Below are 14,959 nucleotides of genomic sequence, written 5' to 3'. Positions count from 1 at the left end.
TTAGTTTTTAATTATGAGCACGCACAATAAAATGATAAATAAACACAGCGAAATGCTCTTCCAGAGTAATACTGGATCGCGTTTCATTATTGAAATTTTGTTGGCTGAGCTCTGTAAATGTGGATTAGGTTTACTAATATCTGTTAAAAACTCAGAAAATGCGTGGTATCTGAGCGCTGGTTTTGGCGCAAGTGCTTTCATTAAAGCCTGATCTAACCAAAAGGGTATATCGGCTCGGTACTTGCGAATACTTGTGTATTGCCAGTGGCTGTAATCAATAGGGGTATGACTTGCCGGTAATGTTTTATAAGGCAGCTTCGAGCACAATAACTCATAAGCAATCACCCCAAGCGAAAACATATCGCTTTTAAAATCGACATGCAGCGAAATAAGTGTTTCAGGAGCCGTATAATCTATAGTCCCTTGCGGGCAGTCATCGGCTATTTGCTTAACCGACTCATCCATAGCCGCAACACTTACAGTACCGTAATCAATTAACGTAACTTTACCGTGAGCATCTATCATCACGTTATCGAGTTTTAAATCACGATGTACCATATCTAATCGCTGAAAAGCCCTTAGCGCATGCACTATTTGCTCTACAATACTGCGCACTTGCGCTATTTCTAAATAAGGGACGTCGTGCTTATAGTCACTGAGGGTTTGTCCGTCCATGTACTCGCAAATATGATATAAAAACCGGCTTTGCGATTGTGTATTTAAAACCTTCATTACATTAGGATGATTAATACGTTGCCCTACCCACCCTTCGCGTATAAAGCCTTGAAGGTAGTGTATATCGTCTTCAAAATTAACCGAGGGTGCCTTTAATACAACGGGCGGTACATCAGGTGCTTGTTGTACCAAATAAATGTGCGATCGGCTGCTTTCGTTGATTTTACGAATAACCGTATATCCATCAATTATTTGGCCAACCTCTAATGCGGGTGGTATTTTGCGCTGCGTTAACGATTGATAAAGCTCATCTAGATTTTGCTGCGCAATGCTATTTACCTTCACTAATAAACAACTCACATTATCATCACTGCCTTGTGCTATAGCACGTGAGGTAATAGCCTTTGCTGCCTGCTCTAAGTTGTTATGGGCGTTTATTTCGTTGGCAATTTCACTATAGGGCAATACATCATGCACACCATCGCAAGTCAGTATGTAAATATCACCGGCTTTTAGGTCAACTTCGTAAACATCAATTTCTTGATGTGACTGCGCGCCTAAAGCACGAGTGAGCGTATCATTTACTTTATGATCCCGCGTTATCGCTTCCATTTGATTATCTCGTAAACGCGTAATGCGAGTATCGCCTAAATGAAATATATACCCCGTAGCTGATTTTAATATAAGCGCCGTAAAGGTGGTCATCCAATCAGCTTGGCGTTGCCCTAAGTGGTTATAGTTAACTGATTGCGAATATAACCACTGATTTAAGCTAGCTAAAACCTTAGAAACCGATTTTTTGACCGCCCAGCTGTCGGGTGTATTTAAATACTCATTTATAAAATGAGTAACACTGAGCTGCGATGCTTGTTTGGCATTTTTAGCCGATGAACACCCATCTGCTAAGCACGCAATAGCGCCTTTTGTTTCTTGTTGTTCGTGCTCAGTATTTAAAGCAGCAAACGCATCTTGATTTTCATCTTTTATGCCCGCGGCACTGTGCCCACCAAAAGAAACATCTAGCGTATTATTACGAACTTGAGCGTGTTGGGTTTCATCAAACATGGTTAACGCTGCCTTAAGTCACTGAAATAAGTTCAACAGAGCCATCTTCGTTTACTTCTGTCATGTGCCCATCTGGCTCTTTCATGAAAAATAACGCCCCTAAACCTAACAATGCACTGGCAGCAATAATCATAAAGAAAGTTTGGTAATCCACTAATGAGAGCGCCGTTAAATACACCACCGCGCCAACGTTACCGTAAGCGCCTGTCATACCTGCAATTTGCCCTGTTAAGCGGCGTTTAATAAGTGGCACAGCAGCAAAAACCGCTCCCTCACCAGCTTGCACAAAGAACGAACACGCCATGGCAGCAGCTACAGCAAGCCAAAGTGGCCAGCTAGCGTCAACTAATCCCATAACAAAGTAGCCAACAGCTAACCCTGAGGTAAGAACAATAAGTGTTTTACGACGACCCATTCTATCTGAGATCCAACCACCACCCGGGCGCGAGGCTAAATTCATAAATGCATAAGCAGAGGCCAGTAAACCTGCGTACACCATATCTAGGCCAAACACTTCCATGAAAAATAATGGCAGCATAGATACAACGGCCAGCTCTGAGCCAAAGGTGGTAAAATATAAAATATTAAGTACAGCTACTTGTTTAAATTCGTAGCGGTGTGATTCTGGCACGGGTTGTTTAAATATATGTCCGTTTATATCAAAGGTTTTATATACCTCGTAAGCGTATAACAGCACTAAAAATGCATAAACGGCTAAAACAAAATTGGCAGAAATTAAATTAGCGCCTGTAGGAGACAACTTCCAAGTAAGTAAAGCCAGTGCGCCATACATAGGTAATTTCATAATAAGCAATAATACAAAGTCACCTTTACTGGTTACTTCCATTGCGCCTACTTTTTTAGGCTTAAAGTACGTCCCCCCTTTTGGTGTATCGGTTACGTTTATGTACCAAATAACACCAAAAATAACGCTAAGTACGCCCGTTAAACCAACGGCATAGCGCCAGCCATCGTCCCCGCCAAACATAAGCGCTAATACAGGTAGTAACATGGCAGCGGCAGCCGAGCCAAAATTACCCCAGCCACCATAAATACCTTCTGCTGTACCAAGCTCATTAGCCGGGAACCACTCGCTCACCATACGAATGCCCACTACAAAGCCTGCTCCAATAAAGCCTAGTGCAAAACGCGCGATAGCGGCTTGCTCAAATGTGGTGGCCATAGCAAACATAAAACACGGTATGCTACATAAAATAAGTAAAGCGGCATAAACAATACGCGGGCCAAATTTATCTGTCAGCATGCCAACAACAACACGCGCGGGAATGGTTAAGGCCACATTTAAAATGAGAAGCGTTTTTACCTGTGCCATAGTTATACCTAGCGAGCCCGCTATTGCCCCTAATAATGGAGCATGGTTAAACCATACAAAAAAAGAGATAAAAAACACCATCCAGCTTAAATGTAGTATTTTCATTTTTCCGCTAAACGATATGAGATTAAACCCAGAACTCGGTTGCATGTTTTTTTCCTTGTAACGATTATTATTTTAAGCAGTGAGTACGACTTTGGTAGTAATAACACTGCGACGATTGTTAAATTAACGTTAACCGCTTTCAGCAATTACTAAGCCAACAATTAATAGGTAGGTTTTTCAGTCACTTATATTTTTGGGAATTAATGTTTATTTCGCTTTGCACTATTTAAGCAGCTTTGTTGGGCGTAAACAGTGCAAAGAATTTTTAAGCTTTACTTGCTCTAGGTTTTAACTAATTGGTATTGTTAAAAAAAATTATGAGAACTCATTAATGCAAAAACCCCCTTTAACGTATCAGCAGCAATTGCGCTATTCTCGCCATATTATGCTTCCTCAGCTAGATATAGATGGACAAGAAAAAATATGGCAAAGTCATGCTCTTATTGTGGGGTTAGGTGGATTAGGCTGCCCAGTTGCGCAGTACTTAGCGGCCTCGGGCGTAGGTACTTTAACGCTTGTAGATAACGATGTGGTTGATGCAACTAACTTGCAAAGGCAGGTGCTCTATAAACAAAGTGATGTTGGGTGCTTAAAAACCCACAGTGCAAAAAAACAGTTAACTCAGTTAAATGATGAAATAGAGATCCACACTATTGATGAATTTTTAAATGAAAATTCGCACCTTGAACAACTACTTAGCAAAGTAGATGTAGTTATTGACTGCACTGATAACTTAGCAACACGTAATTTGCTCAACAGCGCCTGCTATAACACCCGTACGCCCTTGGTTTCGGGCTCTGCCATAAGGTTAGAGGGACAAGTAGCTTGCTTTACAATGGCGCCTAATAGCCATTGCTACGGGTGTGTGTCACAGCTCTTTGGCGAACAAACTCAAAGCTGTTCAGAGTCAGGCGTGCTCTCGCCTATTGTAGGGCTTATTGGTAGTATTCAAGCGACTGAAGCACTTAAAATTATTGCAGGACTGCCTAGTAAACTCACCGAGCAGCTATTACTTGTAGATGGTTTGAGTATGGAGTTTAACCGTTTTAATATTGTTAAAAATAAGCACTGCCCTGTTTGCAGTGCTTAATTTAGTACATTGTAAATGCATGACTGCTCTTTAGAGCCTAATTTAGCGTTTCTAGGTTATTTATTGTCAAATAAATCTGCTCGCCTAGGCTTGCAGCACTTTGCTGCCATTGCCTTTTAGACACCGCGCAATACAGTAATTGCGTATCTACGTTAACAGTTAGCAGCCATTGCTCATCAAGCTGCTGGGCATTTTCAAGCATACCTATTAGCACGTTTGAATTGCTCTCGTTAATTGGTTTTACTTTGCTGTAGGCTATTTGGCTGCTTTCTATAATTAACTTATGGTTTTGTTTTACCAGCGAAGGCACTGCATATAAATGCTGTTGGCTATTACTAAGAGTAAGCTGGTAAAGACCAAAAGCCTCATTAAATTCAGGCTTACTATAACTAAGTATACTAAGTGGCGTTTGGCTCTTATTTGTATAAATACTTTGCACCACTTCTTGTGTTGCACCGCACTGGAGCACGTTGCCTTTCGCTATATGAAGTAATGTATCGCTGCAATAAAGTAGCTCTTTTAAAGAGTGGCTGACAATAATAAATTTAATACCATGGGATTTATTAAGTTGCTGAATAGCCCCCAACATAGTAAAACGCGTTGACCAATCTAAGGCGCTAAATGGCTCATCAAGTAAAACAACAGATTGCCCACTTAGTAGTGTTCTTGCAAAAATTACGCGCTGACTCTCCCCGCCCGAAAGCCCCGACACATCACGATTTAGTAATGGGTTTAGTGCTAATAAATCAATTACCTGATCAGGCGTTAGGTTATTACTTTTATTTTTACAATGCTTGTGAGTAAACAGTAAATTACCCATCACATTTAAATGTGGAAATAACGGGCACGACTGCAGCTGTAAAGTAAGTAGGCGTTTATCGGGCTTTAAATGGGTAATATTATGATTATTTATACACACATTTTGCGCCGTCGTAAGCCCTGCTATCGCCTGTAATAAGCTCGATTTGCCCGAGCCCGAAGGGCCAAACACCCCTAAAATATCAAATTGATTTATAGCTAAATCAACATGTAATTCAAAATCGTCCAAACGTTGATGACATTGTATTTTAAGCACGATTAGCAGCTCCGTTTATCACGGTTTTATTAAATTTAAACAACAACACTAAACACGCAAACGAGATTGCTAGCAATACCAACGACAATTGGTGCGCTGCCCCATAATTAAGCGACTCTACATGGTCGTACAACGCAATAGACACCACTTGTGTTTCGCCTTGTATATTGCCACCAATCATTAGTACTAAACCAAATTCTCCCAATGTATGGGCAAAGCCCAGTGCAAAGGCACTGCCTATGCTTGGCTTTAATAGCGGTAACGTTAAATACATAAAACGCTTAAATGGACTGATCCCTAAGGCAATAGCAGCTTGATTGTAAGTAGTATTTATTTGTTTAAAGCCCGCCAGTAACGGCTGCATCACAAAAGGGAGAGAGTAAAATAACGAACCAATAACCACCCCTTGAAAACTAAACGCGAGCTGCGTACCCGTGAGCCAAAACCAAAACTGGCCAAATGCATGAGTAGGTGAAAACAATACCAATAAATAAAAGCCCATTAGCGTAGGCGGCAGCACCAAAGGCATTGCTATAAGTGCTTCTAATATAGGCTTTAACTTACCTTTATAACTGGCTAGCTGCCATGCAAGCGGAATGCATATAATCAACAAAATAGCAGCCGTTATAAAGGCAAGTTTAATTGTAAGCCACAGCGCTGTTACATCACTTGCTAACATCACTTTCCTTTGCTTTATAACCAAGCTCTAATAATGTTTTTGCGGTTGAGGGGTCATTTAAAAAAGCCATAAACTTTTTAGCTGTCGTTAAATGCTTAGTCGCGCTTATGATAACGCCTTGCTGCGTTATTTCAGGGTATTTTTCAGATTCGATAAGCGTGTAATTTAAATATTTTTTATTTTTAGTTTTGCGATACGCCGACTTTAACGTGGATAGCGCGACCAAGCCTTTAGCGGCATTGCCTGTTTCTACAAATTGAAACGCATGGGTAATATTATTTGCATACACAAATTCATACGGTGTTTTTATATAGTTTTTAGCATAATGCGCCGATGATTGCCCATATGGCGAAAACCGCGGATTAGCAATGGCTAATTTATTATTAATAACTGAGTTGCTTGGCTGCCACAGGGCTAATAAACCTATCGCATAGGTGGTTAAGCTATTATTTAGTGCAAAGCCGTCTTTGATCAGTGCGTGTGGGCGTGCAGCGTCGGCTGATAAAAAAATATCGTACGGTGCACCGTGCATAATTTGAGAGTGCAATACGCCGCTAGAAGCAGCTGATATTTTAATATTAATATTTTTTAGGGCTGGGTTAGTCACCAGCGTTTGCAGCACAGGTTTAAAATTGCTCGCAACGGCTATGTGCAGCGTTTCTTTTGCGTTAAGAGGATTGCTAAATACCACTAACAGTAATAACAAATAACCACACCATGTATTGTAAAGCTTTAACATTATAAGTATTGTTTTAAAAATCAGACACATTATAAAAAACAATATATATGAACGATGTATGCAATGCACCTGGTTTATTACCAGTAGAAACCGCAATTAGTAACATGCTAAGCGCTATTAACTTTAATAAAGCCGCAGAAACCATTTCAATAATGCACAGTGTTGGCCGTGTTTTAGCAAGCGATATTAAATCCAATATAAATGTGCCTGCTCACGATAATTCGGCAATGGATGGCTATGCACTTTGCCTAAGCGAAGGGCTAACAACTTATCAGCAAGTAGGCAGTGTATTTGCTGGGCAAACCTTTAAAAACACCTTAACACCTGGGCAATGCGTTAGAATTATGACCGGCGCTGCCCTGCCCCCTGGCGCTAATGCGGTAGTTATGCAAGAAAACGCCAGTGTAGATAACGATAAAATAACATTTACAGGTCATTTTGAGCTCAATAATAATGTGCGCTTTGCAGGTGAAGACATTGCAAAAAATAGTGTTGTTTTTAAAGCGGGCAGAAAACTAAAAGCGGTAGATGTAGGCTTACTTGCCTCTATTGGTATTAACCAAGTAAGTGTATATGAAACACTAAAGGTCGCGGTATTTTCTACAGGGGATGAACTTATAGAGCCTGGCAATGCCCTTCCTGCAGGTGCTATTTATGAAAGTAATCGCGCTGTTATATTAAGCGAGCTTAATGATAACAATATAGAAGTGATTGATTTTGGCATAATTGCCGATGATAAAACGCTCATTAAAAACACATTTTTAAAAGCAAACGAGCAAGCAGATGCCGTAATAAGCTCTGGTGGTGTATCGGTTGGCGAAGCCGATTTTACTAAAGAAGTATTAAATGAAATTGGCGATATCCATTTTTGGAAAATTGCCATGAAGCCGGGCAAACCCTTTGCTTTTGGTAAATTACCTAACAGCTACTTTTTTGGTTTACCAGGTAACCCCGTATCGGCAGCCGTTACGCTTGAGCGACTTGTAAAGCCAGCCCTTACAAAGCTTTCAGGAAATGAACATACTGCTAAGTTACGTTTAAAAGCAACCACCACAGCGCTGATTAAAAAGCGCCCCGGCCGTACCGACTTTCAACGTGGTATTGCCAGTACCGACGAAAACAATAACCTACTGGTAACGCCTATAAATAAGCAAGGTTCGGGGGTACTCTCATCGCTTAGCCACGCTAACTGCCTTATTGTGGTGCCCGCCGAAAGTGGCAATATTGCAAAAGACGAAACCGTAGAAATAGAGTTTTTGTAAAGCTAAAAATGCTACAGCTAACTTTATAATATAGCTGTAGCACTGCTGTTACTCTTAAAATATTTTAATATTGAGTGTTTGAATTAAACAATTTAGCTTTTCGCTACGTCCTACAAAATCTGCTTCGCTAAGTTTTTTAACACACTTTAGCGCATTTTTAGTCGCAAAGTATCTATCATAACTGAGGCTTCGCTCGCATTTTACGCTATACGTTGAAGGCCAACTCCCACCTGCACCAGTTGCTATGCCAACAACATTACATGTTGCATCTATATAGTGCTCCCATGCTTTTATTTGCGCTTTAACTGCATCTATTTGGTAGTCGTCATTTAGTTGCGGGTATATTTCATTCATCATTTTACTGATTTTAATTTTGTATCTGTTGCCCTCTAAATTATAAATATTGCCTGTGTGCATTGCACCGCCTTCTGGCCAGCCATCTGCGCTTTCTCCAAGTGCACCAAACGATGAAACTGTAAAAGCTAACCCAATAACCATTTTATTCATTTTAAATCCCTTTATTTTTTTGAAACTAAGTCCTTAAATTAAAAATAAGAGCTTATTCATATTTTACAAAAATAATAAATAGATTAAAAACATTATGTTTTAGCTTTGTTAATTAATCTGAACTCTGGCTAAGATATTTACTAACATATTGAATCATGGTGATATTTAAATTTATTTTCTCTAACCAGAAATTTTAAGTAAATCCAACGCAGTTAGCGCTTAAAATGGCTGATAGAGATAGGTTTATTATCCAGAATTCAGGTTAATTTTGTTAAATACTATTGAGGTACTCTTACAACGCCCTCCATAAGCACACGAGCACTGCGGCTCATACTTGCTTTGGTAACTTGCCAATCTCCAGCTATTTTTTTAGCTTCTGCGCCTACTTTTAGCGTGCCAGAGGGGTGGCCAAAGTTAACTTCGTTCAATGTCCCGCCACCTGCGGCCAAATTAACAAGCGTACCTTCAATAGCCGCGGCTGCGCCAATAGCGACTGCGGCTGTGCCCATCATAGCGTGATGAAGCTTGCCCATAGACATAGCACGTACTAATAAATCAATTGTTGTAGCTTCAATAAACTTACCACTTGACGCGTTATAATCTAATGGCGCTGCCACAAAGGCTACTTTTGGTGTGTGTTGGCGTGTTTGCGCTTCATTAATATTAGCTATTAACCCCATTTTGACTGCGCCATAGGCACGAATAGTTTCAAGTTTTTTAAGTGCGTCAGTATCGTTATTAATATCGCTTTGCAGCTCAGTGCCACTATAGCCAATATCCTCGGCATTAATAAATACAGTAGGAATACCCGCGTTTATCATGGTGGCTTTTAAAGTACCAACACCTGGTACTTCTAAGTCATCTACTACATTGCCTGTTGGGAATAACGCCCCTTCACCATCGGCGGGGTTTAAAAACTCTAGCTTTACCTCGGCAGCAGCAAAGGTCACGCCATCAAGTTCAAAATCCCCAGTTTCTTGCACTTCGCCATTAGTAATAGGTACGTGAACTAAAATGCTTTTTTTAATATTAGCCTGCCATACTCGCACCACGGCTACACCGTTATCGGGTACTGTGCTTTTATCAACTAAGCCGTTCGTTATAGCAAACGCACCTACTGCGCTGGTTAAATTACCGCAATTGCCGCTCCAATCTATAAATGGTTTATCAATGGCCACTTGGCCAAATAAATAATCCACATCGTGGTTAGGTTGCTCGCTTTTACTTAAAATAACCGTTTTACTAGTACTTGATGTTGCACCGCCCATTCCATCGGTTTGTTTGCCATATGGGTCGGGGCTACCAATTATGCGTAACAGTAAATTGTCGCGCGCCTCACCTGCCACTTGGGCAGGTTTGGGTAAGTCGGTTAACTTAAAAAATACACCTTTACTGGTTCCGCCGCGCATATAAGTTGCTGGCACTTTAATTTGTGGTTTAAACATAATGCACGCCCCTTATGCTGATTGCGTTGCTTCTAAAAAGTCTTGCGCAAAGCGCTGTAATACACCACCAGCGGCATAAATAGAAAGTTCTTCTTGGGTATCCAATCTGCATTTCATAGGTACTGTTAGTACCTCACCGTTTTTACGTGTAATCACTAAATCAAGCGTTGCACCTGGTGTTGGCTCGCCTTTTACATCAAAGCTTTCGCTGCCATCAATGTTAAGCGTTTTGCGGGTAGTGCCAGGTTTAAACTCAAGCGGTAATACACCCATACCAATTAAGTTAGTACGGTGAATACGCTCAAAGCCCTCTGCGGCTATAACCTCAACGCCTGCAAGCCTTACCCCTTTTGCAGCCCAATCACGCGATGAGCCTTGCCCATAATCGGCGCCGGCTACAATAATGAGTGGTTGTTTACGCTGCATATAAGCTTCGATTGCTTCCCACATACGTGTGTTAGAACCTTGTGGCTCTATTCGTGCGTATGAACCTTGTTTAACTTCGCCGTTTTCATCACGCACCATTTCGTTTAACAATTTAGGGTTTGCAAATGTAGCGCGCTGCGCTGTTAAGTGATCCCCTCGGTGCGTTGCGTACGAGTTAAAGTCCTCTTCAGGGACGTTCATTTTAGTTAAGTATTCACCCGCGGCACTACTTGCCATAATAGCGTTTGAAGGCGATAAATGATCCGTTGTAATGTTATCGCCAAGTACAGCAAGGGCGCGCATGCCGGTCATGGTTCGCTCACCTGCAAGGGCGCCTTCCCAGTATGGCGGGCGGCGAATATAGGTGCTTTGCTCGCGCCAATTGTATAGCGGGTCGTTGTCTTCACCGTAATCTACGGTTAAATCAAACATAGGTTCGTACACTTTTTTAAATTGCTCTGGCTTTACGCTTTGTTTTATTACTTCATCTATTTCTTCATCGCTTGGCCATAAATCTTTTAGCGTTATATCGTTACCATTTTGATCTTTCCCTAGTACACCTTTTTCTATATCAAAACGAATAGTACCGGCAATAGCGTAAGCTACCACTAATGGCGGTGACGCTAAAAACGCTTGCTTAGCATACGGATGTATACGCCCATCAAAGTTACGGTTGCCCGAGAGTACCGCTGTTGCGTATAAGTCGCGATCTATCACTTCTTGTTGAATTACAGGGTCAAGCGCGCCACTCATGCCGTTACAGGTAGTACAAGCAAAACCCACAATACCAAAGCCAAGTTTTTCAAGTTCAGGGAGTAAGTTTGCCTCTTCAAGGTATGATTGCACCGCTTTTGAACCCGGTGCTAATGACGTTTTAACCCAGGGTTTACGCATTAAACCTTTGGCATTTGCATTACGCGCAAGTAAGCCGGCAGCAATTACGTTGCGCGGATTACTGGTGTTAGTACAACTGGTAATAGCAGCAATAATACAGGCGCCATCTGGCATTAAGCCTTCTTCGTTTTCAACAACGCCAGATATACCTTCTTTGGCTAAATCGCTGGTGGATACACGGCGGTGTGGGTTTGAAGGCCCAGCAATATTACGTCCAACACTCGATAAATCAAATTTAAGCACCCGCTCATATTTTGCGGTTTTTAAACTATCGCTCCAAAGGCCAGCCGTTTTAGCGTAGTTTTCTACAAGGGCTATTTGCTCTTCATCACGACCTGTTAAACGCAAATAATCGATTGTTTTATCGTCTATATAAAACATGGCTGCAGTGGCACCAAATTCTGGTGTCATGTTTGAAATAGTTGCTCTGTCGCCAAGGGTTAGTGCATCAGCGCCTTCGCCGTAAAATTCTAAATAGGTTGAAACCACACGCTGAGCGCGTAAAAATTCGGTAATGGCCAGCACTATGTCGGTTGCGGTAATGCCAGGCTGACGAGTACCTGTAAGCTCAACTCCTACTATATCAGGCAGGCGCATGTACGAGGCACGGCCAAGCATTACGCTTTCGGCTTCAAGCCCACCAACACCTACAGCAATTACACCAAGTGCATCCACATGTGGGGTGTGGCTGTCGGTACCAACTAAGGTATCGGGGAATGCAATGCCATCGCGGTTTTGAATAACAGGCGACATTTTTTCAAGGTTAATTTGATGCATAATGCCGTTACCAGGCGGAATAACATCAATATTTTTAAAGGCGGTTTTAGTCCAGTTTATAAAATGAAAACGGTCGTCGTTGCGTCTATCTTCTATTGCACGGTTTTTTTCAAACGCTTCAGGGTCAAAGCCTGCGTGCTCTACCGCTAATGAGTGATCAACAATTAGCTGTGTTGGCACAACCGGGTTTACTTTTGCTGGATCACCACCTTTTGCAGCTATTGCGTCGCGCAGGCCTGCTAAATCAACTAATGCAGTTTGGCCTAAAATATCGTGGCACACCACGCGCGCCGGATACCACGGAAAGTCTAAATCTTGCTTACGCTCAATAAGCTGATTAAGCGCATCGGTTAGCATATCTGGCTCACAGCGGCGCACTAAGTTTTCGGCAAGTACGCGTGATGTGTAAGGCAATGTGGCATAAGCACCAGGCTTTATTGCATCTACCGCAGCTTGCGTGTCGTAGTAATCCACATTTGAGCCGGGCAATGGTTTTCGGTATTGGGTGTTATTAATTATGGTCATAATATCTATTCGCTAATAGGTGACGGGAGATAAAAGGCAAGAGGTGAGCGTATTGCTCACCCTATACCAATCCGCTTAATTAAGTATTGTTACGGATTGGTATTATGTGTAACTAATTAGCCTCTTGATTCAATTGGCGTGTAGCTGCGCGCCTCTGGTCCTGTGTAATCTGCACTTGGGCGAATAATACGGTTATTAGCACGCTGCTCTTTAACATGTGCCGTCCAGCCTGTAACACGGCTCATCACAAATATTGGCGTAAATAACTTAGTTGGAATACCCATAAAGTGATACGCCGATGCATGGAAAAAATCAGCATTACAAAACAGTTTTTTCTCGCGCCACATTACTTCTTCACACCTAACCGACACTGGGTAAAGCACATCATCGCCCACCTCTTTAGCTAGTTTTTCAGAGAACTTTTTAATAATAACGTTACGTGGGTCTGACTCACGGTAAATAGCGTGTCCAAAGCCCATTATTTTATCTTTGCGCTCTAGCATACCCATAATTTCTTGCTCGGCGTGCTCTGCACTTGTAAAACCCTGAATCATATCCATAGCGGCTTCGTTTGCACCACCATGCAGCGGCCCACGTAGCGTACCAATAGCACCCGTTACACAAGAATGAATATCAGAAAGCGTTGATGCACACACTCTCCCAGTAAATGTAGAGGCATTAAATTCATGCTCTGCGTATAAAATTAGCGACACATTCATTACTTGCGCAAAAAGCTCGCTCGGTGCTTTGTCGTGTAATAGAGTTAAAAAGTGCGCGCCCACTGAGTCGTCATCAGTTTGTGTTTCAATGCGTACGCCATCGTGAGTAAATCGGTACCAGTAACAAATAATACTTGGGAACACTGCAACCATGCGGTCAATCGCATCGTTTGCTTGGCTAAAATCAAGTTCCATTTCTAGGTTACCCAGCATTGAGCAACCGGTACGCATAACATCCATTGGATGCGCGTCTTTAGGAATATTTTCAAGCACGGTTTTTAGTGCATCTGGCAGGCCGCGTAAGCTTTTTAATTTAGCTTTATACTCGGCTAGTTCATTGGCTGTTGGTAGTTCGCCGCGTGAAAGTAAAAAAGACACTTCCTCAAACTGTGCTTTTTCGGCAAGTTCGCTAATATCGTACCCACAATACGTTAAACCTGAGCCTGTTTGCCCCACTGTACATAATGCTGTTTGCCCTGCTACTTGCCCGCGTAAACCTGCTCCGCCTAATGCTTTATCTACCATGATCTTCTCCTATCTAAATTTGTGTGTGTTATCTATTTTAATAGTTATTATTTGTCAGATTTTGATGAAAAAAGGTTATCGAGTGTGTTTTCGTATGTGTGGTAATCTAAAAAATCGTAAAGCTCGGCGCGTGTTTGCATGTTCTCAATTTCGCTTTGCTGCGAGCCTTCATTTAAAATGGCAGAGTACACATTAAGCGCGGCTTTATTCATAGCTCTAAACGCACTAAGTGGATAAAGCACCATTTCAACACCTACCTCACTTAACTGCTCTTTGGTGTAAATAGGCGTTTGGCCAAACTCTGTAATATTAGCTAAAATTGGTACATTGATCGCCTTTGCAAATGCTTGATAATCGGCAAGGTCATGCACGGCTTCTGCAAAAATAGCATCAGCGCCCGCTTCTACACACGCAGCTGCGCGGTGAATCGCGGCGCTTAAACCTTCTTTTTGAAACGCATCGGTACGCGCCATAATGTAAAAATCACTATCGGTTTTTGCATCAACTGCGGCTTTAATACGGTCAACCATTTCACCTTGGCTAACAATTTCTTTATTAGGACGATGGCCGCAACGCTTTTGCGCTACTTGGTCTTCAATATGAAAACCCGCTGCCCCTGCTTTGGTCATTTCTTTAACGGTACGCGCAATATTAAACGCCCCGCCCCAGCCTGTATCGGCATCTACCAGTAGTGGCAAATCGCTGGCACCGGTAATACGGCGAATATCTTCAAGTACATTATCAAGGCTGGTCATGCCTAAATCGGGCATACCGTAAGAGGCGTTCGCAACACCGGCACCTGAGAGATAAATAGCTTGGTGGCCCATTTTTTCAGCCATCATGGCTGTGTAGGCATTAATAGTACCCACTACTTGTAATGGGCGGTTATTCGCAATGGCCTGTTTAAATTTTAATCCTGCTGACATTATTTTCTCCTCACTTTGAACGGTTGCTACATGGAGTAACTTATATTTTTAATCTGACATTGTGACTGTTTAACTGTTATTAGCTTTTAGCTTTTAGCTTTTAGCTTTTAGCTTTTAGCTTTTAGCTTTTAGCTTTTAGCTTTTAGATGAAATTGTTGTTTTTTTATTAAAAAAATAAAATTTTGTTTATAT

Annotated in this window: 12 protein-coding genes; 2 read left to right on the top strand and 10 right to left on the bottom strand. The window is 41.8% G+C overall.

The features are described from left to right. Both CWB60_RS11165 and CWB60_RS11160 read right to left on the bottom strand, forming a co-directional pair. Positions 1-1,740, bottom strand: a complete 1,740-nt coding sequence (locus CWB60_RS11165; RefSeq protein ID WP_138578254.1) for a bifunctional protein-serine/threonine kinase/phosphatase — start codon at positions 1,738-1,740, stop codon at positions 1-3. Between the two features lie 13 nt (positions 1,741-1,753). Further along, a complete protein-coding gene (locus tag CWB60_RS11160) occupies positions 1,754-3,223 on the bottom strand; it encodes a NarK family nitrate/nitrite MFS transporter (RefSeq protein ID WP_004587746.1) in 1,470 nt (489 codons plus the stop codon). Positions 3,224-3,509: 286 nt separating this feature from the next. On the opposite strand from CWB60_RS11160, the gene CWB60_RS11155 reads away from it, so the two are divergent. Beyond that, complete coding sequence (locus CWB60_RS11155; RefSeq protein ID WP_054982671.1) at positions 3,510-4,268, top strand: HesA/MoeB/ThiF family protein; 759 nt, start codon at positions 3,510-3,512, stop codon at positions 4,266-4,268. 37 nt (positions 4,269-4,305) lie between these two features. Here the strand turns inward: CWB60_RS11155 and CWB60_RS11150 are convergent, their stop codons facing one another. From CWB60_RS11150 to modA, 3 genes are read right to left on the bottom strand one after another with little or no spacing between them, the layout of a single operon-like run. Further along, a complete protein-coding gene (locus tag CWB60_RS11150; RefSeq protein ID WP_138578256.1) occupies positions 4,306-5,343 on the bottom strand; it encodes an ATP-binding cassette domain-containing protein in 1,038 nt (345 codons plus the stop codon). Further along, a complete protein-coding gene (modB, locus tag CWB60_RS11145) occupies positions 5,336-6,022 on the bottom strand; it encodes a molybdate ABC transporter permease subunit (protein WP_004587743.1) in 687 nt (228 codons plus the stop codon). Before modB ends, CWB60_RS11150 begins: the two co-directional genes overlap by 8 nt. Continuing rightward, the gene (gene modA, locus CWB60_RS11140; protein ID WP_138578258.1) at positions 6,009-6,761 is read right to left on the bottom strand and encodes a molybdate ABC transporter substrate-binding protein; all 753 of its coding nucleotides are present in this window, start codon (positions 6,759-6,761) and stop codon (positions 6,009-6,011) included. The genes modB and modA overlap by 14 nt, the downstream gene beginning before the upstream one ends. A gap of 47 nt (positions 6,762-6,808) precedes the next feature. Here modA and moeA point away from each other — a divergent pair, with 47 nt between their 5' ends. After that, positions 6,809-8,023, top strand: a complete 1,215-nt coding sequence (gene moeA / locus CWB60_RS11135; RefSeq protein ID WP_138578260.1) for a molybdopterin molybdotransferase MoeA — start codon at positions 6,809-6,811, stop codon at positions 8,021-8,023. A 54-nt stretch (positions 8,024-8,077) separates the two neighbouring features. On the opposite strand, the gene CWB60_RS11130 is transcribed toward moeA, so the two are convergent. The 5 genes from CWB60_RS11130 to prpB all read right to left on the bottom strand — a co-directional run bounded on the left by CWB60_RS11130 (position 8,078) and on the right by prpB (position 14,767). Next, positions 8,078-8,530, bottom strand: a complete 453-nt coding sequence (locus CWB60_RS11130; protein ID WP_138578262.1) for a lysozyme inhibitor LprI family protein — start codon at positions 8,528-8,530, stop codon at positions 8,078-8,080. Positions 8,531-8,808: 278 nt separating this feature from the next. After that, entirely contained in the window at positions 8,809-9,975 is a 1,167-nt protein-coding gene (gene prpF, locus CWB60_RS11125) for a 2-methylaconitate cis-trans isomerase PrpF (protein WP_138578264.1), read from the bottom strand. 12 nt (positions 9,976-9,987) lie between these two features. After that, positions 9,988-12,597: a Fe/S-dependent 2-methylisocitrate dehydratase AcnD gene (gene acnD / locus CWB60_RS11120; RefSeq protein ID WP_138578266.1), complete on the bottom strand. Its 2,610-nt coding sequence runs from the start codon at positions 12,595-12,597 to the stop codon at positions 9,988-9,990. A 116-nt stretch (positions 12,598-12,713) separates the two neighbouring features. After that, positions 12,714-13,841: a bifunctional 2-methylcitrate synthase/citrate synthase gene (prpC, locus tag CWB60_RS11115; protein ID WP_138578268.1), complete on the bottom strand. Its 1,128-nt coding sequence runs from the start codon at positions 13,839-13,841 to the stop codon at positions 12,714-12,716. 47 nt (positions 13,842-13,888) lie between these two features. Further along, complete coding sequence (prpB, locus tag CWB60_RS11110; RefSeq protein WP_138578270.1) at positions 13,889-14,767, bottom strand: methylisocitrate lyase; 879 nt, start codon at positions 14,765-14,767, stop codon at positions 13,889-13,891. Between the last annotated feature and the right edge of the window lie 192 nt (positions 14,768-14,959).

This window comes from Pseudoalteromonas sp. S327, assembly GCF_005886415.1.
GTDB classification, from domain to species: domain Bacteria; phylum Pseudomonadota; class Gammaproteobacteria; order Enterobacterales; family Alteromonadaceae; genus Pseudoalteromonas; species Pseudoalteromonas atlantica.
The sequence above is the reverse complement of the archived record's forward strand: the minus strand, read 5'-3'. Positions and strand labels throughout refer to the sequence as shown.